We start from the raw sequence: 21,484 nt of genomic DNA, 5'->3' as shown, positions 1-21,484 counted from the left end.
GAATGGAAGCTTTAGAAGAATATATTTTGAATGAAGTAGGTAAGACCCGCGAGGAGTTTGAGAAAGAGGTTGAGGCAAAGCGTGATGCCTCTCCTCTTAAAGCTCTCCAAGAGGAAAACGCAACTTTGCTTTATGATGCCATGATAAAAGATTTTAAAATTGAAACGCTTGAACAAGACCAGGCGAATTTAATGTATTTGGTCATGATGGGAGGAATGGAGTAATGGATTGGTACGGTACGATTAAACGTTATTACGATAAAGGTCTTTGGACAAAGAAAATGGTTGGTGACGCAGTTTACGTCGGTAAGATTACCACTGACCAGTATTTTGATATTACAGGCGAGGAATATGAAGTGCCTGATACAGTACCATTTTCTGTTGGGAATGTAGTGGATAAATAAGTAACACCGTAGAAGGATAAGCCTCCTTTTTGTCGAATTTAGTAGATAAAGGAGGGGTTTTAGTGGATGATAAAAAAAGATTGAGATTAAGTTACATTAAATATGGATTAAAAGAATCCAGAAAGAGATTAAAAAATAGTGTAAACTCTGGAAGGAGCGTGCCGATCAACGCGTCCTTGAGTGAAATATTGTTTTGGATTATTGCAATGGATGAATGGCATATAAAAAACAGAAATTTGGGAAATTCTTATAAAAAAAGAAGAAAAATAGAAATTGGTGGACAATATGTTCTAGGTTTAAGGCATGCTTATAATTCACTGAAGCATAATATGACATTTATTAAACCTATGCGAACGAAAAACCTCATAGAGTTTATTAAGAATAGTGAAATATATGCTGAAGACTATACTTCAGAAATATTATGGGTTAAAGTTGATAGAATGATAGATGAACATGATACGGAGTACAATATAAAGAATTATAAAAAGTATATAGAAGGAAAGGGTATTATACAAACAATCGATGGGGCAATTAACTTTCTAAATAAAGTAAATGGCGAGTTACAGTATCAATTTCATAGCACAAAATAAGAGTCTTATTTTTATATTTGTTGAGTCCTAAATCAAGGGCTTTTTTTAATGGAGGAAAAAATATGTTAGATAAACTTAAAAATGCCATGTCGAACGAAAATATAGCGTATTTAGGCGATAAAAAGGTCGAGATAAAGAAATTAACTCCAGTTCTTTGGAAAAAGTTATTCGCAACCATCGATCGCTTACCAGGTTTGGTCGTACAAGTGTTACTCGCACCAAAAGAAGATTTCTATAGTTATATTGTATCTGCTTCTGAGCTCGCTATGAAAGAAGTAGTGCAAGTAGTTGCCGTATTAAGCGATATCGATGAAGAATATATCGATAATCATGTGGGATTGGATGAACTTGTGGATTACTTAGTAAAAACAGTGAAAAAGAATAACTTTAAAGGCATTGTAAAAAACGTGAAGAGCCTTCTACCGGAAGTCCAAAAGACGGAAAAGTAGAAGGCTCTTCTATATCTACGGACGATTATTTGCAACATGCAGCTCGTGTATTAGGAGTCACACAAAAAGAAATTGAAAACGAATATTACATGGTTGATTTACCTGACATCTTAAAGGTGAAAACCAAAGAGCAAGCAGCGAGATTATTTGAACAAATTATGATTCGATTAGCAACCAATCAACGATTTATGCCGGATGATGAGTACAAACAATTTGTAGCTTCTATCATGCCGAATGAAAACAAAGCAGTAGAGAACCAGTTCAACCGTGAGAAATTTGAAGAATTAAGGATGTTGACGAATATGGGCGTTAACCGGAAGGGAGGGTAACGCATGGAAGATTTAGGATCCTTACGAGCGAGACTTTTGTTGGAATCTGAGAATTTCAAAAAGGGAATGAATGATGCTCGTAACGAATTAGAGAAAACTAGTTTCTCAGCAAAGACATTAGCAGATTCGATAAAAGGTGATTTTGATAGAATTCAATCGGCTGCAATGGTTTTAGGAGGAGCGATTGCAGGTGTTGTCGGAATATCGGCAAAAACAGCTATCGACTTCGAGAAACAAATGAGTCGTGTAAAGGCTATTTCTGGCGCTACACAAGAAGAGTTTAAAAGTTTAGAAGAGGCAGCACTAGATTTAGGAGCATCCACTTCTAAATCAGCTTCAGAGGTAGCAATTGGTATGGAAGACATGGCGGCAATGGGCTTTAACGTCAACGAAATCATTGCTGCAATGCCAGGGGTTATTAGTGCCGCAGAAGCTTCTGGAAGTGATTTAGCAACTACTGCAGGAATTGTAGCAGCTGCATTAAATTCATTTCAATTAGAAGCGTCTGATGCTAGCAGAGTAGCCGATGTGCTTGCGATGACCGCCAATGTGTCTGCTGCAAGTGTAGATGATATGGGATATGCGTTCAAATATACTGCCCCTATCGCAAACTCATTAGGGATCAGTATGGAAGAGGTTGCCGCAGCAATTGGTATTATGACGAACGCAGGTCTTGAAGGTTCTCAAGCAGGTACATCATTGAGACAAATCTTGTTATCTTTAAACAATCCAACAAAAGAACAAGCGGAATTAATGGAAGACTTGGGTTTTTCCATGAAAGACTCAGATGGTAAGGCTAAATCCTTGTCTAAAATTATTGGTGATTTAACCAAAGTTACTAAAGATAAAACTCAAGCAGATAAATTGGCAACAATAGCAACACTTGTTGGCACCGAGGCATCATCGGCAATGATTGCAATGATGGACCAAGGTGTAGATCAATTGGATGAGTTTACCGACTCCTTACAGAATTCGGAAGGTGCTTCTAAAGCCGCTGCAGATGTCATGATGGATAATGTTGCTGGAGCATACGAGGAATTTACAGGTGCTTTAGAAACGGCAGGAATTAAGTTAGGAAATGAATTTTTGCCATTGTTATCTGACGTCATTCATTGGGGAACAGGTGTAGTCGATACCTTATCGGAAATGGATTCTTCGACATTAAAAGCTGGACTAGCTTTTGGTGGAACCACTGCAGCAATTGCATTAGCAATCACGACAATTGGTAAATTAGCTGGTTCAATAAAAGGCTTATTTGTATCCATGGGTCCTGCTGGTTGGCTAATTGCGGGTGTATCTGTTTTGGGTGGTTTGATGGCTGCTGGAGCAGCATCGACTAAAAGTTTAGAAGAGAGAATTGGAGAATTAAGCCAAAAGTTCGAAGAAGCCGAAGCATTAGATAATAAAATTACCCAGTTTGATGAATTATCTAATAAGTCTAAGTTAACGAATGATGAGTTTGCTCGCATGGTTGACTTGAATGAAGCGATTAATTCATCTACAGATCCAACGAAAGTTCAGGAGTTGAAGGATGAATACGCGAAATTACAAGAGAATTCTGGTTTAACAAACGATGAACTACAAACCATGATAGATTTGAATGGAGATTTAATCGATACGGTTCCAGAAGCGACGGGAGTAATCACGGATCAAGGAAACAAAATTCTTGATACGACAGAGGCGTTAAAAGAATACAATGAGGAACAACGCAAAGAACTCCAAGCACAATTGGAACTGGAAAGAACTGCTGGTGCTTATGATTATTCTCAAAAACTTGAAGAACGTAAGGATAAGCTAGAAGAAATAAATAAAAAGAATGAGAAATTGGTAGAGTACCAGGAAAAAATCCATTATTGGGAAGACCAATTGAGGCAAGCTAACGAGGATTTAAATTATCTCCTTGAAAACAGAAGTATGTACACTGATGAAGAATATGAAGCTGCAAGAAGAAGAGTAAGGACACAAGAGGAAGGTCTTGAAAAAGCTAAAGAGGAGTTAAGTGAGCAAGGGAAAAAAGTACTGGAAGCTCAAAAAGAATTGGACACAATTAACGAAGAAATAAGTGGTTATGAGGTTATTCGGGAACAATTAGCCCAACTGTATTTAAAACAGGTGGATATTAACGCAGAAAAAGGCAATGAGCTGTATGCGATTGATCAGCAGATTAAAAAATTAGACGAGCAGAAAAAGAAACTAGAAGAAACAACTCCGATTGAAAAGAAAAACACCGATCAATACAAAGAACGTGTAAATCAAATCGATGAGCAAATCGATAAATTAGAGGATGTAAGGAGTCAAATTGAAGATTTAAATCGAGAAATGGGTAAACCCATTACCAAAGAATTTAGAATCAACGAAACTACTTACAAGACCATAATGACAACCGAATATAAAAGACGACAGGTAGATGTGGATGCGAATAATAGACCAAAATATCACACTGGAGGAGTTGTAACAAACAGAAAGATTCCAAAACTTCATACCGGTGGTTTTCCCTCGCAAGTTGTGGATGCGTTCGCTAATGCTCCAATGCATAACGAAATCGACATACGGGCGTTGCCTAGAGAAATGATTTTGACCGAAGCGCAGCAGGCAAATTTATTTAGATTGTTAGATGCTGGGCAAGTAAATCATTCCAATGCTCAACCACTAAACGACGAAATAGTGGTGGATCTCCTTAGAAATATCGCTTTAATTTTGTCAGATGGTTTAAATCCTACTGTGGTGTTTGACGCTCGAGATTTAGCCTATGCCATTGAACCTCATGTAACAGAAAAACAAGGGTTTAACACCAATCGAATGAATAGCTTTAATGGAGGTGCCTAGTGATGATAAAACAAAGCTTAGTATTTAACGGAATAACGAAGCCGTACTTAACGGTTCTTTCAAGAAAAAGAAGCTACTGGGCACCCATTAGCAGAAATTTGACATATGTAATTGGTCGCCCAGGCGCTTTGCTAAATCATACGAAAACGGATGTCAGAGTCGAAGAAGTAAGTGTTGAAATCTCGGCTGAAAGCGCACAAGAATTAAGGAAAATTGAAGAGGATTTAGCTGATTGGTTGATTCAGGAAGAGGAAAAAGAATTGATTTTTCCGGACGAGACAGACCGAACCTACTATGCATACATTGATGGGAGTTTTAACGCTAACGAAATCGTGTCGAAAGGTTACGGTACGCTTAAGTTTATTTGCTTAGATCCTTACAAGTATGGAGCGATTAAAGAAAGTCAAATATCTACAGATTCAGTAGTTATTGACTATAAAGGAACGGTGGAAGGAAAGCCTGTTTTTAGATTTAATGTGGAGGAGCCATTAACTAATATCGATGTTATTAGGGAAGATGATTATTTCTCAATTGGGGAACCGGCGGATGAAACAGACGTTGTGTATCCAGAGCGTACTAAAATGTTAGAGGACGAATTAGAAACTACAGTCGGTTGGGGAGATTCTCCCATGACTCCAGATAATGGAGTGAAAGCTGGTACCATGGTCAGCAATGGCGATGTGTTTTATGCTGCGAATTATGGAAATGGCTCCAACTGGCATGGTCCTATCTTAGCAAAGTCGTTGAGTGAGCCTATACAGGATTTTTGGATTAGAGCATATTTCGATGTGGATTGTAGAAAGAGTGATCAACGAGCCAGAAATGAAGTGTATTTGCTAGGAGAAAATGGGGCGATTATTGGAAAATTAGCCGCCGCGATAAACAATAGTGGCTTAAATGTGGACGCAGGTTGCCACATTCGAAATGTGGACAAGTCAAGATGGGTACTAAGTGAAAATGGATTTACGAAGTCTAAGTTTTTGGGTTATGTCACTTTAGAAAGACGTGGTACTCAATTTAAAGCAGAATACGGTTATGACGCATTTGTTGACGGCAAGCATGTAAAGTACCCACAAAAAGAAGTGCTATTTCAAGACATCGAAAATAGTTATCAGCAAAAAGTTGCTGCCGTTGCCATATTTGTTTCCAAGTGGGGAACGTTAGCAAGTCCTTATAAGTCAACTGTACGATCCGTTTATGTCCATCGACTCAACAACGATGCAGGAATTCCATATATAGTCGACGAAGGGGACGAAGTCGTACTCGATTTCGAGCGAGAATTAATAGAAATTAATGGCGAACCTAGAACCGATTTAAAGGACTTTGGTGGAAATTACTTTGGTCTGAAAAAGGGAAATAATACGATTGTCATTAACCCTAGCGGGCTAACAGGAACAGTCAAATGGAGGGAACGGTTTAGATGATTCATATTCTTGATAAACAAACCGATGCCATTCTCACATTTTTAAAAAGCGAAGTAATTGAAGCTGTTCACGAAGAGGATATAAAGTACGTAGAAACCTTTGATTTTGCGGTTGTCATGAATGATAAAGCCAAATATGTACAAGGGAGAAACAGAGTCGTTATTCAAGCGGATGATGGCTCTTTCCACGAGTTTATTATTAGGCAGCACGAGAAAATTAGAAACGGGGTAAGAGGCTATAGTGATGCCTCTTTTTTAGATTTAGATAAGCAAAAAATCATTTCGCCAGTAGATTTAAATGGGCAAACCGTAATAAGTGCCGCCGATTTTGTTTTAACAGGTACCGAATGGCAAGTTGGTGAAGTGGAATATGCAGGAATTAGAAGTATTACTTTCGACAACCAAATGGGTGCTTTTCAGGCACTAAAAAGGATTGCCTCTATATTTGGACTGGAAATGCGGTTTCGTGTAGAAATTAAAGGAAACAAAATCGTAGGTCGTTATGTAGACTTTTTTGTACGTAGAGGACAGTTCCGTGGGAAAGAGGTCACTTTTGGAAAAGATCTCATCGATATTACTCGAATCGAGAAGAACGATGTAGTTACCGCACTATATTGCGTGGGACCTGAAAGGCTAGATGGAACACGATTAACAACTACTGTAGTGGATAACGAAGCTCTACAGCGGTGGGGAAGAAATGGAAAACATCTTTGGGCTATCTATGAGCCAGAATCCTACGAACCAGATATGACATTGGAGCGATTAACGACACTTGGAGAGCAAGAATTAGCAAAACGGATTAATAGTGTTGTGCAGTATGAAACAACGCAATCCGCGTTAGACAAAGTACCTGGTTTAGGGCACGAAAAAGTTTATTTTACGGATACCATTCGAGTAAAGGACACATCGTTTGTACCACCCTTATATCTGGAAGCGAGGGCAATTCGTGTAAAAAGGGACCTTTTGAATCCTTCGCAGAAGAATTATATTTTAGGAGAGTTTATTGAGTACTCGGAGGAAGACGTCCGAAAACGATTTAAAGAACTCCAAAATTTATATGGAACCAAAATCATTAAAAGTCCTACGGAACCGAAAGGAAAATTTGAAGCCATTTGGATTAAAACTGGTGTGGTACCGGAAATCGGGCATACCTGGGATGGCAACAAATGGACAAAACTTACTCCTACAGACGCGATGGAAGTAGGGGCAGAAACACCCGAAGGGGCACAAGAAAAAGCAATCCTAGCGGAAAATAATGCAAAATCACACGCAGATATAGTTGCCGTTGCTGCAGAAGGTAGTGCAAAGACTTTTGCTTTAAACGAGGCAGACAAAGCAAGATTAGCGGCTATTGCCGCAGCAGCAACAGACACGGAATCAAAAGTGCGTACGGCAAAAACTGCTCTAGAAGAGAGTATAGCAGAAAAAGCTGATGCAACTAATACGTACACCAAAATCGAAGTGGATAATGCTTTAGAGTCGAAAGTCAGCGTAACGAAATTTACAACCGATATGCAAGGAGTTATATCTGACATAGAAATTCACGAAAACAGAATAGCGCTAACGGAAGAGGGATTACTTTCGAAAGTGTCTAGTACCACATACAATCAAAAGATCTATGAGATTGAAACCAATATTGGATCTAAAGCAGACACGAGCAAAGTAACAGCAATAGAAACCAGATTATCTACTGCGGAAACAAATATTTCGCAAACGAATACCGCAATCGAGTTAAAGGCAAATAAAACGGATGTTTACACCAAGACAGAAGTTAACAGTGCGTTAGGTAGTAAAGCCGATAACTCAGCTGTCATGGCTATTGAGGAACGTGTAGATACAGCAGAAGCAACCATCACTGCGCAAGCTGGAGAAATAAGATTAAAAGCCAATGCTACGAGTGTGTATACAAAATCCGAAACGGACACCAAGTTAAATTCGAAGGCGGATCAATCATCACTGGATACTGCCAACGGAAAAATTTCGATTTTAACCACTAGAATTACAACGGCAGAAAGCGAACTGGAAATCCAGGCAGATCAAATTGCGTCGAAGGTATCCCAAACAACGTACGATGTGGATATTCCGAATTTAAAAACACGCATGGAAAGTGCAGAATCTAGTATCGTGCAGCAAGCTGATTCAATTGAAAGCAAAGTTTCAAAAACCGATTTTAACGGAAATACTATTGCGTCGCTAATCAACCAAACTGCTACGAGTGTACAAATAAGTGCAGCAAAGATTTCCTTATCGGGAGATGTTGAAATTATTAACGGCAGAGCTGTTATTTCCGATTTATCCGCAAATAAAATTACTACCGGTATATTAGGAGCAAGTAACGGTGACTCCTCCATTAATTTGGATACGGGAGCATTTACATTGCATGGATCGTTTGACCGAGAATTTTCTGGCGGAGTAGCATCTTATGAAGCTGTAACCGAGTCGTATAACGGAGCGTTACGTTCCCGGTTGGTCAGTAAAACTTATGGAACCACTAAAATGACCAATGTTACACGTTGGTTGGTGTTATCGGATAAGACTGTATCCACTCAACGGGAAGTACATTCCGGTGCACCAGATTACAAGGGTGCTAGATTTATAGACTTTTTTGCCGATGAATCTAGGACAAGCGACGTAATCGGACAAGGGATGCACATATATTCGGGGCAAAATTTAAGAATGCAAGCTGGCTATAACATAGATATCATCACTCCGAACGCGAATTTTACGACAATCAACGGTGGTGGTTTAGCAGTTGAAGCAGACGGTACTATTTTGGCACTAAGAAGAAAAACAGCATTTACTGCTTCAAGTGGTGCTATGCTTGCGTTTCAAAGCGCAGACTCTAATTGGCAAGGTGCTATTGGAATTCCAAATGACGGACGAAGCATGCATATCACTACGTATTACGGAGGATATATATTCTTGCGTACGGGAACGGAAGTACGTGCCGTAAATGTAGATGCGAATGCTTATGTACCGTTGCGTGCAGCATCATTTCCAACAGGTTCCTTAGAAGAATATAAACAGGATATCAAACGATGGGATCAATCAGCGTTAGATTTGATACGAAATTCTACTATATACGAATACCGTTTAAAGGAAGAAGTCAAACAAGGGATTAATAAAGTTCGCCAAGGATTAGTCATTGGAAAAGGCTATAACACACCATCGGGAGTGATAGATGGCGACGGGGTCGAGCAGTATTTGATGAACAGTTGGTCTTGGAAAGCCATACAGGAATTAGATGCAAATGCCGTCAAAGTAAACGATGAAGTGGAATGGTTAAAGCTTGAGAATCAATATTTAAAACAAAAAGTAACTTCATTAGAAGCAAAAATAATGGAACTGGAGGCAAAAGTCGCATGAAAGTAGAATTAGAAAATCGTAAATTAGAGCAGGCTGCAAACCTGCTTTTTCATTTGGCATTGAAAGGAAAACAATCCAGACACCGCACGAAGTTCATCAAACTATTGCAAGCAAGAATCGAAGAAGTAGAAGAGCAACGTATTCAGCTCGCAAAGGAACACAGCAATCTTGATGAAGAGGGTAATCCGATTGTCAAAAATAATAAATTTGATATTAAAGATTTGGACGCATTTAGCAAAGATTTAGAAGAGCTTTACGACGAAAAAATGGTTATTGAAGGCGGAGATTACACCAGTATGCTGAAAACACTGAAAGAAGTCTTATTAACTTGTGAAGTGGAATTCAGCGGTAAAGAAGCCGTTTTATATGACTATCTTTGCGAACAATTTGAAGGAGGTGAAAATGAGTGAATATCCAAATAACAAACGTTAATATGCGCTATGCCGAAGGAGCATTGGAAAGCGTTCAAGTATTTTTTAATGGACAAGACCAGGAGCGCACGATAAGTATTAGTGGGTATGTCCCGTTAGCTGCAGAAGAATATGTTGGTAACGAATCGGTTACTGCTTTAACAGGATTAATTAAACAATCTGTTTCTGAGAGGTTATTAGAAACTCCAGCTGAGGTGTAGTCTATGGATACAAACTTAATTCAATATTTTGTTACACAAGGGCCGTTTGCGGTCCTTTTTGTATGGCTGTTTTGGTCTAGTCGAAAAGAAAGCCAAGATAGAGAGCAAAAGCTTTACCAAACGATTGATGATCAAAATGAGATTTTAAAAAACTTTAGTAGCAAGTACGACATTGTCATAAATAAATTAGACGATATCGAAGAGCGATTACCACCAAAATAGGTAGTCGCTTTTTTATATAAAAAATTTTTAAAAAAAAGGAGAGATTTGTAGATGGAGATTTTAGTAGATTACGTAGTGATTTTAGTTGCAGCTATTTGTTTATGTGTTGGCTACATCATTAAAAACAGCTTAGATTTTGTGCCGAACAAGTATATCCCGTTGGTTATGGGTGTGCTTGGGGTTTTACTTAACGTTTGGTTAAATGCATGGTTATTGACCCCACAGATTTTGCTCGGTGGACTAGCGAGCGGATTAGCCAGCACAGGGGCATTTGAGTTAGTTAAAAATTTTAAACAGGGAGATGTTGAGTAATGGTTAAAATTTTTATTGATCCAGGGCATGAAGGTAGAAAGGCTGGTTATGATCCGGGAGCTGTTGGCAATGGTTTGTACGAATGCGACTTAACGCTTAAAATTGCACTTAAAATGAAAGAGAAGTTATCGAAATATCAGGGGGTAGAAGTTAAATTAAGTCGTGAATCTGAGAAGAAATTATCGCTTAAACAACGTACTGATATGGCAAATGCTTGGGGAGCCGATTACTTAATCTCAGTCCATATTAACGCTGGCGGTGGCACAGGCTTCGAATCCTATACTTACAATGGATCTTATTCCGGCAAACAAGAAACAAACCGCAAACGTGCTATTGTGCACGCAGAAGTAATGAAATCTCTTGGCAAGGATGTCAAAAATCGCGGAGAAAAAGAAAATAATTTCCATATGGTTCGAGAATGTAAAGCAGAAGCTATGCTCTCTGAAAATCTATTTATCGATACTAAAGCAGATGCAGATAAGCTAAAACAAGATAGCTTTCTTGATAAAATCGCGCAAGGTCACGTAAACGGACTTGTAATCGTGTATAACCTAGAGAAAAAGACAGCGCCATCTAAGCAAAAAGAAGAACCTGTAGCTTCCGGAGAAACATATAAAATTAAAAAAGGTGATACTTTCTGGGGAATCGAAGAGGCTTTAAAAATTGCCCATGGGACGCTGCAAAAATTGAATCCTACAGTTGACCCTAACAAACTACAAGTTGGACAAGTCATCAAAATTAGTGGCAGCTCAGCGGAATATTACACGATCAAAAAAGGAGATACGTTCTGGGAATTGGAAAACAAATTTAAGCTAACGCACGGCACATTACAAAAGTTGAATCCGAAAGTAGATCCTAATAAATTGCAATTAGGTCAAAAAATTCGAATCAAGTAACCAAATTAAAAACAGCTCCAATTAATATTGGGGCCGTTTTTCTAACAAAGCTAGTAATTCACGACAATCTTGGTCAATCTCAATTTCATTATATATAAAAAATTTTGCAATTAGTTGAGAATTAATAGTTTCAGGGATAATCCCCATTGGAACTGAATTAAATGATTCGCATTTATAGACATATTTCAAATCCACTATAGACGGTGCCTTAAGACCAGAAGATTTTTTTAATGTAAAATACCTTGAAGGTTCTTTTGTATAATGATGTATTTGGCTAGATAATGTAAAAAAATATAAATAATCATCATCAAAACCGAAATTAATTGGAAATAGTATAGGGTGGCCATGGGTTCTAAAATCAATTTGATTGCTTTGTTTAAAACGAATGTTCTTCTTCATAACTATTGACCCTTTTTCGTAGAACATCTAATAAATCACCATTTCACCTTGGTCGTCTTTATAAACAAAATATTTTTCTCCCTTAACATCTTCGCCAATTTCCCATAAATTCCTTATATCATTATCATCTAAATAAGTTTCAAGTCTGTTATAGACAAATATATTACCGTTTATTTTTTCGGCAAACTCATGCGTAAAATCATAGTCTTCATAAAGATTAAATAAGTCTTTTAGTGGTTTGTAATATTCGTGAATTTTTTCTTGAGAAATTACAGGATTTTGTCTATTCGTGGCCAGATCTTTTAGCTCTAACCACGGTTCTTCAGAATGTGTCAATTCAACTAATTGAGTACCTGTTTGAGTACCATAAATATGATTCACTATCTGTAATATTTTTCGAGTTTGATTATTCAATTCATAATCATCAGGAAGAGATTTAACCCTTTCTGAAAAATTATTATGTCTGTACTCAATAAACATTTCTTTAACTACTGGCCCGTTTTCCCAGGCTTCAATTTTTTCCTCAAATAATGGTTTATCAGTTACTGCAAGATTCATTGCTTGTGCATAATATAGTAACTTTTGTAATTTAAGATGACCATTAAATGATGCGTTGGCTGCATCGGTATTATTTTCAATAAACCATCTGCTTATGGTACGAACATCATAACACACAGTCCAACACCTCCCCTTAATAAAACGATATCTCGAAATAAATAAATACATAATATTTTATTTTCTGATAATTTACCCATTTCTAATCAAATCATATCATTAATTAAGAATATTTTCTAGTAGATTCTAAAAAAATCTAATAAGCTATTATTAAAGTTTCAAAACATCAACTAGGAAATTTTAGTTAACGATGTTTTTCCGCATCCATACTACTAATAAATGGACTTTCTTCATGGCAATTTCCATTGTTAGTAATCTGCTCATACAAATCACCTTCCAATTATTTGGTTATTCAAAATGAATGAGCTTTTCCTTTAAAAATTGAGGACTATTCTGTTTTTTTTACTTGAAAAGAGAACGAACGTTTGTGTATAATAAGAACAAAGGTTCGTATGTATGAGGTGATAATCGATGAATAGTCTGTTTTTGCGAGCAATAGAAAATGGAGAAAAGTTGGAGATGATTTATCAATCGGATAAAGGAATACTGACACAACGAATCATCGGTGTTAGGAAGATAGGTAAAGAATACATCCAGGCATATTGCTATACAAAGCACCAGATAAGGACATTTAAAATAAACAATATATTATCGATTGCACCAATTAGACATAAAAGAGGAGCGTAGGAAATGTTCTATTATGAAGAAGAACACATATCAAGAGCGGATCGTATGAAAAAACAAGAAGAAGAAATTTATACTATCATCAAGGACTTTATTATGAAGAACAAATATTCGCCTTCTATTTTAGAAATCACTAAGAAATCAAGCGTTGCCTCCAAAAGTACGGTATTTGCATATATGCACAGATTAAAAAATAAAGGGTTAATCGACTGGAAACCTGGTACACCACGTTCCATTTCGTTAACCACATTAACAGAAAAAGCTCAATAACGAGCTTTTTTATTTTTTGTTATCTTCTCACCCATATCTCCCTAAAGTCTAGATCCAATTCCTCGCAAATTTTATAAAGAACACGAAACGAAGGACCCGACTTACTGTTAGTTAAAGAGCTCATTGCTCCCTCGCTAATTCCTATTTTTTTAGCAAATTCACCTTGCCCTATTTCTCTTTCTGCAAAAATTACTTTTAACCTACACTTAAATTCTTTCTCAAATTCCATCTTATCCACCTCAATTTTATAATTTCTTCATTACTATCTTTAATTCCTTCAAATTTTTTTTAGTGGACAAGATATATTGAACAAGCAGTGTGGAATATTCTTTTACCAATACTGTAAGAGAAATAGCAAAGGAATGTTCCAAACTTCAATATATAGCGGATATAACAGCCCTAAGAACATTCCAAACAATTGAAACTATTTACTACGTAAATATTATTCGGAAGTGGCGATGATGAAAGGTATAACGGTTGGTGATACTAATGATTTTTGAAGCAGTTTCAACCATTGCAGCTGCTGGGCTGGCTGGTTATTCTTATCTCAAATCTAAAGGAACGGGTACAAGTGATTCGGATAAAATTCAAAAAATCTTCGCAAATGCCGAGTGGCAAGGAAAAAAAGGAGAATCTATTCGATTGCAGCGCAAACAAAAATTTGAAGGTGGGTATGAGTATGTGTACCAACTACCATTAGGTTTTGATCGTAAAAAAATTGAAGAAAAGAAATACATCTTGGAAGATGGGTTAAATGTCCGTAATCAATCATTCGAAATCAATTTTTCTGATTTAAAAGATTTGAAGTTTAATAAAACGATAGTTAGCCAGTTAAAAAACTTAATAAAAACTAAACGAAAGAAAAAGGAAATTGAAGTATCGTTTGATGGGATGTTGAAAATAAAGATTTATGATGAACCAATGCCAAACATTATTGAATGGAGGGAAAGTTTATTAATACCTAATTCTTGGTCCGTACCGATTGGCATAACACGTAAAGGAGATATCGTAAGACATGACTTCGATAATTCTAAACATTTGATTGTAGCAGGAGCGACTGGATATGGAAAAAGTGTAATTCTAAAACTTATTGTAACTACTTTGATTAGGCAACAGCCTGAAACTGTAACACTATCACTCATTGATTTAAAAGGAGGCTCTGCCTTTCATCGTTTTAAAGATTGTAAGCAACGGAAGCACTACTCTAGAGATCCTGAAACGGCTGAGCAAGTATTAAAAGAAGTCCAAAATAAGATGAACCACTCCTTTTTGAAAGTTGTAGACAAAGGCTACGAAGATGTGAAAGAAGCCGGAATAAAAGAAAGACATTTTATAATAATCGACGAGGCTGCCGATCTATCCGATTTTCCTGAATCAATGAAAATCATAACGGATATCGCACGACGAGGTAGATCGGCGGGATACTACCTAATATTTTGTACTCAATATCCAACCGCCCAAGTTATCCCATCGCAGACTAAAAGAAATATTATCGCAAGATTGTGTTATGTAGTGGATACAGAAACTGCTTCACGTGTAGTGCTAGATGAAGGCGGGGCGGAACAATTACACGATTTACCTGGAAGAGGGATTTATAAAGCTGGCCCTAAACGGTATACATTACAATCTCCATTCATTTCCAATAAACAGATTGCTAGTATAATAGCACCCTATATTATGGAGAATCCAAAGGATGGTGGCGATGGACAAAAGAGCAGCGAAACAACAAAGAATCGAAAACATTCTCTTATCCTTGAAGAAGTTTGATTATTTAACCAGAAAACAAATTCAAACGATCCACAATTTAAAAGGGGATAGAAATGCAAATCGAATATTAAATGATATGGAACGTTATCTGCATTCCTTTAGACACGGTTTAGAAAAGGTATATTATTTGTCAAAGGATGGACGTGAAAGAGTTAAATGTGACATCATAAGAAAGAAAACACCACAAGTACAACATTTTTTATTGAGAAATCAATTATGGATACATTTGAAATGTCCATCTACTTGGAAAAATGAAGTTAGGATTACTGCTGATAAAGTCTCTATTGTTTGCGATGCAACTTTTATATGTAATAAAGCTCCTTGTTTTGTCGAAGTGGATGTGTCACAACCGATGATTAAAAACAAATCTAAGATTGATAGATATAGAAAAATTAAAGAATTAACGGGTCAAAATTTCCACCTAATCTGGCTAACGGAACTGGACAGTAGAAAATCAAAAATTAATGAATTAATGGATGGATTATCAGGCCATGTTTTTACACTTAATGAAATTAATTAGGAGGGGTAAATGTGGGAGATCTTGGAACGATGTTGCTGGAAAAATACAACGCATTAGCAGACAAAGTTGTGGGATGGGAAGTAGATTTAGTAAATGACGCCCTTGGGAATTTACTACTTTCTGCTTTAAACAATTTAGAAATCATATTGCCTTTAACAGGTATAGCTTGTTTGTTTATTATTAAATCGACAAGACCTTTTGCAGTTGGGAGCCTAATTATCGGGTTACTACTTTTATAGGAGGGGAAATATGCGAACAGAATCAATAGAATTTCAATCGTTTATGAGTGGGGAATATAAAAGTAAAAAAAGGCTACATCCTAAATGGATAACAGTAGCTAAGGGTTCTATAGCAATTCCGATTATTAGCTCTTTAAATGGAAGCTTTGCTTTTGCTGCTACTCAAGATACTGTTGCCCCTGTTGTCGCAAGTACGACGAAAGAAAGTATTATTCATGCTTTTGATCCATTAATTGACTTAATGATATCTGTTGCTTTACCAATTGCTGGCATTATGATTACGGGAGGAGCATTGATGATTATGCTTGGTCAAAAAGATAAAGGTTTTATGCTTATCATGAACGCATCATTAGGATATGTTTTAGTTAACCTGTCTCCATTATTATTAAGCTTATTGGAATCGGTCGGGAAAGCTATATAAGTGAAAAAAATGTAGGCACTTTTCTTTTTTCTAGAAGAAACACGCACATTTGGAATTAGGCAGCATATGCATGCTAAAGCCTAGCGAAAAGCGCCATGGGGATATTTTACGCTCTTCTTTTAAGGAGGAGTTTTTTTATTTTTAACGAATTTCTACTATTATATATATTTTTCTGACCACACTAGAAATAAGAACTAATGTTCGTTATAATAATTAGTAATTATACAAGCTATTAAAATATAAAATGTACCAATCGGAAAAATGGAGGGGTTTGTTTTGATTATCAATGAAAACAAAGAAAATAAAACACTCTCGTATGAAGAATATCCTTACGCTACCTATGTCAGAATATCCACCGATAAAGAAGAACAAGAAAGCTCTCCAGAAAACCAAATCGACATTTGCCGTTACTGGCTAGAAAAAAACGGCTTTGAATGGAGTGATAAATCCGTTCAATTTGATGACGGGATCACCGGAACGGTGCTATTAGATCGCACTGCTATGCAGCTTATTTTAGACAAAGCACGTAGACGCGAAATCAAAATGGTTATATTTAAATCAATCAGTCGTTTAGCACGTGATTTGCGTGATTCCTTAGAAATTAAAGAAACGTTAATTGCTCATGGTGTACGACTTGTCACGATCGAAGAAGGTTACGATAGTTTGCACGAAGGGAAGAATGACATGAAGTTTGAAATGTTTTCTATGTTTGCGGCACAATTGCCAAAAACAGCTTCTGTGTCCATTAGTGCTTCGATGACAGCAAAAGTTAGACGTGGCGAACATGTCGGCCAAGTGCCATTTGGTTACTCCTTAAAAAATAAAAAACTCGAAATAAATGAATCAGAAGCACCTACCATTCGTCAGATATTTAGTTGGTATAACGAGGATGGCTTTGGATTTAAAACAATAACAAGATTATTAAATGAAGAAAACGAAGCTGGAAATCTTTCAAAACCGAGAAAGAAAGATAAATGGCAGATGACGACTGTTCAACGCATTATACAAAATCCTACATATGCAGGGATGTTTATTCACAACCGTTATACGAAAGTAAAAATTGGAGGACGAAAAAAACAGATTCAGAATCCACGAGAAAAATGGTCAATATATGAGGACCATCATCCAGCTATCATTTCAAAGGCGGATTGGGAAAAGGCTAACAGCAAAGAAGTGATGAATAAAAAGACAAAGATTACTCCTTGGAATGAATTTAGAGGATTGTTGCGATGCTCTGAATGTGGGTCTAATATGGTTATCTTGCAGACTGGTAGTAAGAAGAAAGACGGGAAGAAAGATGATCGATGGAAGTATTTGAAATGCAGTGCTTATCGTCGTGGGGGCAGTAAGCACGGATGCGTAAATCATAGCCCGATACTATATGATGATTTTAGAGAGTTTTTACTAAAAAAACTTCTTCGTAAAGGGAAAAATACAAAAATAAAATTTGAAAACAATCTGCATGAGAAAAAGAAAAAAGAAATTGCTGTCCTTCAAAAACAAAAGCTGCATCTAGAAGAGAAGAATAAAAGCCTTGTGGATATCTACTTAGACAAATTGATCGGTAAAGATGAGTTTCAACTAAAAAGACAAGAATATACAGATGAAATTAAGAAAATTGAAGATAAGATATTTATTTTGTCCCAAGAAAAGGATATGAAGGTTGAAATCGAAAGCATCCAGGAAGCTTTTGAGCAATTGAAGAATCATAAGCAAGATCTGCATCATGCGTTAAGTACTTTGATAGATCACGTAGTAGTGCATCCAGATGGAAAACTGGATATTCATTATAAATTCAAGCTTTAGTGCGGTTTTTGTTTGCAATTGGTATATATCTCATTTGAAATATGGTTTCGAACTGTTTTTTCGCTTATAAATAATTCCTGAGCGATTTCCTTTGTAGTTTTATCTTGGACTAACAGTTCAAATACTTCTCTTTCTCGCTTCGTCAATAATGGCTTATGAGTGAAATCATTCTCCTTCAAATACATGAACCCTCCTTGCCTTCGCCAGCTAGAAAACGCGGGGATGGGTATGAATCGTCAACATATCATATGTGAACAAACGTATTGGAGTGACAGCTTTATGAACACTTATAAAGAAATAGGCGCTTTGTTAATTGCTCAATAGTATATTCATGTTCGGAATAATTGTCATATCTTAAAGGAAACAACTTGAATTTTTCTTGAAAAAATTAGACAATAAAGTATAAACATTTTATTTCGATGATTTTTATGGTAGTTTTGTTGTTTTACAAAGGTCTAAATTGTGGACAAACTTTCCTTTACATGTTGTTTATCCTTGTATCGTGATTGTTTGGTAAACAATTGATACAGATAGAAAGGAAGTATTTTCAAAGAAAATACTTGCAAAAAAAGACTAGGGGGTGCTTAACATTGGAAAACCAATTAAGACAGTTTGATTTTCAAACTGTCGCAGATATTGAAAAGGATTTACGGTATATATCAGGACTCATTAAGCAAAAGGGAAGAGAAATATTAAGTAATTACACGATAACTCCCCCACAATTTGTTGCCCTTCAATGGTTATTTGAAGAAGGGGATATGACAATTGGAGAGCTTTCTAATAAAATGTATTTAGCATTTAGTACGACGACTGACTTAATCGACCGGATGGAAAAGCATATGCTTGTGAAGCGGGTAAGGGATGAAAAGGATCGCCGTGTTGTCCGTATCCATTTATTAGAGGAAGGTAATCGAATAATTGATGAAGTAATCAAGAAACGTCAAGTTTATTTAAAGAATATATTAAATAACTTCTCGGATGAGGAAGTTGGATTTTTAAAGGATAATTTAAAGAAATTGCATGAGAGTATGAAAGATTGAGGCGAGTTACTTGTCATCAAAACCAATTGGCATCATTGATTCTGGTGTTGGTGGTTTGACGGTCGTTAAAGAAATGATGCGTCAACTTCCAAACGAGCCAATCGTATATATTGGCGATACTGCACGTTGTCCATATGGACCGAGACCATGTGAAGAAATAAAGAAATTCACCTGGGAAATGGTTCATTATCTAGAAAAGTTTGAGATTAAAATGTTAATCATTGCCTGCAATACTGCAACTGCTGTCGCATTGAAGGAGATTCGCTCCGAGCTTCCGATCCCTGTACTGGGAGTTATTAATCCAGGTGCGAGAGCAGCGATAAAAGTCTCTAAACGAAATCAAATTGGTGTCATAGGAACTGCTATGACCATCAATAGTAAGGCATATGAACTTGCATTAAAATCGATAAGAAAACATATTTCTGTTCACGGCTTGGCTTGTCCGAAATTTGTTCCTCTTGTCGAGAGTGGGGAATGGTCTGGCCCTATTGCAAAGGAAATTATCGAAGACACACTTGCTCCATTGAAGACTACTCCTATTGATACATTAATTTTAGGCTGTACCCATTATCCGTTGCTAGAACCATTAATAAATTCCTATTTTGCAAGCAAGGTGAAAATTATCAGTTCTGGTGAAGAAACGGCCCGTGAGGCAAGTGTTATTTTAGAACATACGCATTCACTAAATGATGAGGCTGACCACCTTTTTCATCAATTTTTCACTACAGGTTCTAAAACTATTTTTAAAGCCATTGCTAAACAATGGCTAGAATTAGAGGATATTACCGTACAATCGATTAAGTTAATATAAAAAATGTGTTGAAACTGCCTTCGTCCTAATAGTTCATTGGACACTACTGTTCATGGAATGATATGACGAAGGCTGTTTTTTGTAAAAAATAGAGTAGCTTATAATTACACTAGAAGTAGAAGGAATATAGAAAGAGCCAACATTAAAAAAAATTATGCCTTTTTTGCTATATCCCTCCTAGGAGAAACAATAATAGATATTTGTCCAATTTTTTTTGGCGAATCGGTCTATTTTTTGGAAAAGCTCGTATATATGTAGTACAAACTGTCTTGGGAGGGATATTAGTGAAACGAAAAATCACTTATTTTTTGAGCATTTTAATCGTTTCCATTTTATTGTCTGGATGTGGATTATTTAATGGAAGCAAAGAGGATATAGACCCACCGAAGGATGTTTCCTATGAAGAGGACTTAGACTTGGATGTTTCAGGTTCACAAGGAGATATCGAGGCGGATGGAGAGAGTGCTGATGGGGAAACAGCAACGATTCAAACAGAATTATACTTAATTGATAGCGATGGTTTTGTTGTACCAAGAACCTTTTCTTTGCCTAATACGGAAAGTGTAGCAAAACAAGCATTAGAATATTTAGTTACTGGTGGTCCGATTACGGACCAATTGCCAAATGAATTTAGGGCCGTTTTACCAGCGGATACAGCGGTTGATTTAGACATTACCGATGGCGTTGCGACTGTAAATTTCTCTAATGAATTTGCACAATATGCTCCAGAGGATGAGTTGAAAATTGTACAATCTGTTACCTGGACATTAACGCAATTTGATAGTGTTGATCGTGTGAAATTACAAATGAATGGTAATGACTTGAGTGAAATGCCTGTAAATGGAACCCCGTTAAATGGAGATTTAACAAGAAAAATTGGCATTAACCTCGATACGACAAATGTGGTGGATATTACAAATACAAGACCTGTAACGGTTTATTATTTATCACAAACAGATGAGGAAAGCTATTATGTTCCAGTCACAAAACGTATCCAAAATAGTGAAGATAATACAGTGGCAGCAATTGTTGAGGAGCTAGTCAAAGGACCAGATTTATCATCTCCATTATTCACGATGCTAATGCCTGATGTTGAATTATTGAACGAACCGGAAATCTCGGATGGGGTAGTAACATTAAACTTTAATGAAAATATTTTAGGTAGCTATGAACAAAAACTTGTATCAAAACAAGTAATGGATTCTCTTGTATTATCTCTTACAGAACAAGAAGGCATTAAAGGTGTAGCCATCCAAGTAAATGGGGAAGCAGATATTGTAAACCAAGATGGAGAACCTGTGACAGAGCCAGTAACACGTCCGAAAAACGTGAACACAGGTAGTTTTTAATCAACAAATGATAAAGGGAGGCTGAAATTTTCAGTCTTCCTTTTTGTTTTTGGCTCATGCATTCCTATTGTTTTTGTTGCAATATAAGAGGTAAAATAAACAAATAAAACAAAACA

Annotated in this window: 27 protein-coding genes; 23 read left to right on the top strand and 4 right to left on the bottom strand. The window is 36.6% G+C overall.

Going from position 1 to position 21,484, the window contains the following annotated elements:
• Positions 1-2: 2 nt before the first annotated feature.
• From OEV98_RS10955 to OEV98_RS10895, 13 genes are all read left to right on the top strand, one after another.
• A complete protein-coding gene (locus OEV98_RS10955) occupies positions 3-224 on the top strand; it encodes a hypothetical protein (protein ID WP_263073315.1) in 222 nt (73 codons plus the stop codon).
• Positions 224-403 carry an XkdX family protein gene (locus OEV98_RS10950; protein WP_263073314.1) on the top strand — a complete coding sequence of 60 codons (180 nt, stop codon included), beginning with the start codon at positions 224-226 and terminating at the stop codon, positions 401-403. The genes OEV98_RS10955 and OEV98_RS10950 overlap by 1 nt, the downstream gene beginning before the upstream one ends.
• Positions 404-465: 62 nt before the next feature.
• Positions 466-993 (top strand): hypothetical protein, encoded by a 528-nt coding sequence (locus OEV98_RS10945; protein WP_263073313.1) that lies wholly within the window; start codon positions 466-468, stop codon positions 991-993.
• Between the two features lie 62 nt (positions 994-1,055).
• Entirely contained in the window at positions 1,056-1,442 is a 387-nt protein-coding gene (locus OEV98_RS10940; RefSeq protein WP_263073312.1) for a hypothetical protein, read from the top strand.
• Positions 1,443-1,471: 29 nt separating this feature from the next.
• Positions 1,472-1,771, top strand: a complete 300-nt coding sequence (locus tag OEV98_RS10935; RefSeq protein ID WP_263073311.1) for a hypothetical protein — start codon at positions 1,472-1,474, stop codon at positions 1,769-1,771.
• A gap of 3 nt (positions 1,772-1,774) precedes the next feature.
• Positions 1,775-4,597, top strand: a complete 2,823-nt coding sequence (locus OEV98_RS10930) for a phage tail tape measure protein (protein WP_263073310.1) — start codon at positions 1,775-1,777, stop codon at positions 4,595-4,597.
• Positions 4,598-4,599: 2 nt separating this feature from the next.
• Positions 4,600-6,021 (top strand): distal tail protein Dit, encoded by a 1,422-nt coding sequence (locus OEV98_RS10925; protein WP_263073570.1) that lies wholly within the window; start codon positions 4,600-4,602, stop codon positions 6,019-6,021.
• Positions 6,018-9,386, top strand: a complete 3,369-nt coding sequence (locus OEV98_RS10920; RefSeq protein WP_263073309.1) for a phage tail spike protein — start codon at positions 6,018-6,020, stop codon at positions 9,384-9,386. The genes OEV98_RS10925 and OEV98_RS10920 overlap by 4 nt, the downstream gene beginning before the upstream one ends.
• On the top strand, positions 9,383-9,796 hold the full coding sequence (locus OEV98_RS10915; protein WP_263073308.1) for a DUF1617 family protein: 414 nt from the start codon (positions 9,383-9,385) through the stop codon (positions 9,794-9,796). The genes OEV98_RS10920 and OEV98_RS10915 overlap by 4 nt, the downstream gene beginning before the upstream one ends.
• On the top strand, positions 9,793-10,017 hold the full coding sequence (locus tag OEV98_RS10910; protein WP_263073307.1) for a hypothetical protein: 225 nt from the start codon (positions 9,793-9,795) through the stop codon (positions 10,015-10,017). The genes OEV98_RS10915 and OEV98_RS10910 overlap by 4 nt, the downstream gene beginning before the upstream one ends.
• A gap of 3 nt (positions 10,018-10,020) precedes the next feature.
• On the top strand, positions 10,021-10,239 hold the full coding sequence (locus OEV98_RS10905) for a BhlA/UviB family holin-like peptide (RefSeq protein WP_263073305.1): 219 nt from the start codon (positions 10,021-10,023) through the stop codon (positions 10,237-10,239).
• 51 nt (positions 10,240-10,290) lie between these two features.
• Positions 10,291-10,551 (top strand): phage holin family protein, encoded by a 261-nt coding sequence (locus OEV98_RS10900; RefSeq protein WP_263073304.1) that lies wholly within the window; start codon positions 10,291-10,293, stop codon positions 10,549-10,551.
• Positions 10,551-11,447 (top strand): N-acetylmuramoyl-L-alanine amidase, encoded by an 897-nt coding sequence (locus tag OEV98_RS10895; protein ID WP_263073303.1) that lies wholly within the window; start codon positions 10,551-10,553, stop codon positions 11,445-11,447. The genes OEV98_RS10900 and OEV98_RS10895 overlap by 1 nt, the downstream gene beginning before the upstream one ends.
• A 21-nt stretch (positions 11,448-11,468) precedes the next feature.
• Here OEV98_RS10895 and OEV98_RS10890 read toward each other — a convergent pair whose 3' ends face one another.
• Both OEV98_RS10890 and OEV98_RS10885 read right to left on the bottom strand, forming a co-directional pair.
• A complete protein-coding gene (locus OEV98_RS10890) occupies positions 11,469-11,846 on the bottom strand; it encodes a pyridoxamine 5'-phosphate oxidase family protein (protein WP_263073302.1) in 378 nt (125 codons plus the stop codon).
• Between the two features lie 27 nt (positions 11,847-11,873).
• A complete protein-coding gene (locus tag OEV98_RS10885) occupies positions 11,874-12,521 on the bottom strand; it encodes a Panacea domain-containing protein (RefSeq protein ID WP_263073301.1) in 648 nt (215 codons plus the stop codon).
• A 411-nt stretch (positions 12,522-12,932) separates the two neighbouring features.
• Here OEV98_RS10885 and OEV98_RS10880 point away from each other — a divergent pair, with 411 nt between their 5' ends.
• Together OEV98_RS10880 and OEV98_RS10875 are read left to right on the top strand one after the other, a co-directional pair.
• A complete protein-coding gene (locus OEV98_RS10880; RefSeq protein ID WP_263073300.1) occupies positions 12,933-13,148 on the top strand; it encodes a WYL domain-containing protein in 216 nt (71 codons plus the stop codon).
• A 3-nt stretch (positions 13,149-13,151) separates the two neighbouring features.
• Positions 13,152-13,415, top strand: a complete 264-nt coding sequence (locus tag OEV98_RS10875) for a LexA family protein (RefSeq protein ID WP_263073299.1) — start codon at positions 13,152-13,154, stop codon at positions 13,413-13,415.
• A 19-nt stretch (positions 13,416-13,434) separates the two neighbouring features.
• On the opposite strand, the gene OEV98_RS10870 is transcribed toward OEV98_RS10875, so the two are convergent.
• Positions 13,435-13,644, bottom strand: coding sequence for a helix-turn-helix domain-containing protein (locus OEV98_RS10870; protein ID WP_263073297.1), 210 nt, complete (start codon positions 13,642-13,644; stop codon positions 13,435-13,437).
• 260 nt (positions 13,645-13,904) lie between these two features.
• Between OEV98_RS10870 and OEV98_RS10865 the strand changes: the two genes are divergently transcribed.
• The 5 genes from OEV98_RS10865 (at position 13,905) to OEV98_RS10845 (ending at position 18,168) form a co-directional block, all read left to right on the top strand.
• Complete coding sequence (locus OEV98_RS10865; protein ID WP_263073296.1) at positions 13,905-15,182, top strand: FtsK/SpoIIIE domain-containing protein; 1,278 nt, start codon at positions 13,905-13,907, stop codon at positions 15,180-15,182.
• The gene (locus tag OEV98_RS10860) at positions 15,118-15,702 is read left to right on the top strand and encodes a replication-relaxation family protein (RefSeq protein WP_263073295.1); all 585 of its coding nucleotides are present in this window, start codon (positions 15,118-15,120) and stop codon (positions 15,700-15,702) included. Before OEV98_RS10865 ends, OEV98_RS10860 begins: the two co-directional genes overlap by 65 nt.
• Positions 15,703-15,713: 11 nt before the next feature.
• Positions 15,714-15,941 (top strand): hypothetical protein, encoded by a 228-nt coding sequence (locus OEV98_RS10855; protein ID WP_263073294.1) that lies wholly within the window; start codon positions 15,714-15,716, stop codon positions 15,939-15,941.
• Positions 15,942-15,951: 10 nt separating this feature from the next.
• Complete coding sequence (locus OEV98_RS10850) at positions 15,952-16,362, top strand: hypothetical protein (protein WP_263073293.1); 411 nt, start codon at positions 15,952-15,954, stop codon at positions 16,360-16,362.
• A 276-nt stretch (positions 16,363-16,638) separates the two neighbouring features.
• Complete coding sequence (locus OEV98_RS10845) at positions 16,639-18,168, top strand: recombinase family protein (protein WP_263073292.1); 1,530 nt, start codon at positions 16,639-16,641, stop codon at positions 18,166-18,168.
• Here the strand turns inward: OEV98_RS10845 and OEV98_RS10840 are convergent.
• Positions 18,165-18,347 carry a helix-turn-helix domain-containing protein gene (locus OEV98_RS10840; RefSeq protein ID WP_263073291.1) on the bottom strand — a complete coding sequence of 61 codons (183 nt, stop codon included), beginning with the start codon at positions 18,345-18,347 and terminating at the stop codon, positions 18,165-18,167. The two genes, OEV98_RS10845 and OEV98_RS10840, sit on opposite strands and share 4 nt — an antisense overlap.
• Positions 18,348-18,758: 411 nt before the next feature.
• Here OEV98_RS10840 and OEV98_RS10835 point away from each other — a divergent pair, with 411 nt between their 5' ends.
• The 3 genes from OEV98_RS10835 to OEV98_RS10825 all read left to right on the top strand — a co-directional run bounded on the left by OEV98_RS10835 (position 18,759) and on the right by OEV98_RS10825 (position 21,368).
• On the top strand, positions 18,759-19,208 hold the full coding sequence (locus OEV98_RS10835) for a MarR family winged helix-turn-helix transcriptional regulator (RefSeq protein WP_263073290.1): 450 nt from the start codon (positions 18,759-18,761) through the stop codon (positions 19,206-19,208).
• Positions 19,209-19,218: 10 nt separating this feature from the next.
• The gene (gene racE, locus OEV98_RS10830; protein ID WP_263073289.1) at positions 19,219-20,019 is read left to right on the top strand and encodes a glutamate racemase; all 801 of its coding nucleotides are present in this window, start codon (positions 19,219-19,221) and stop codon (positions 20,017-20,019) included.
• A 278-nt stretch (positions 20,020-20,297) separates the two neighbouring features.
• A complete protein-coding gene (locus tag OEV98_RS10825) occupies positions 20,298-21,368 on the top strand; it encodes a GerMN domain-containing protein (RefSeq protein WP_407676509.1) in 1,071 nt (356 codons plus the stop codon).
• Positions 21,369-21,484: the final 116 nt, after the last annotated feature.

Origin of the sequence: Perspicuibacillus lycopersici (assembly GCF_025660475.1) — a bacterium.
Lineage (GTDB): Bacteria > Bacillota > Bacilli > Bacillales > Caldibacillaceae > Perspicuibacillus > Perspicuibacillus lycopersici.
Note: the sequence above shows the minus strand (reverse complement) of the source record. Positions and strands in the feature narration are given on the sequence as shown.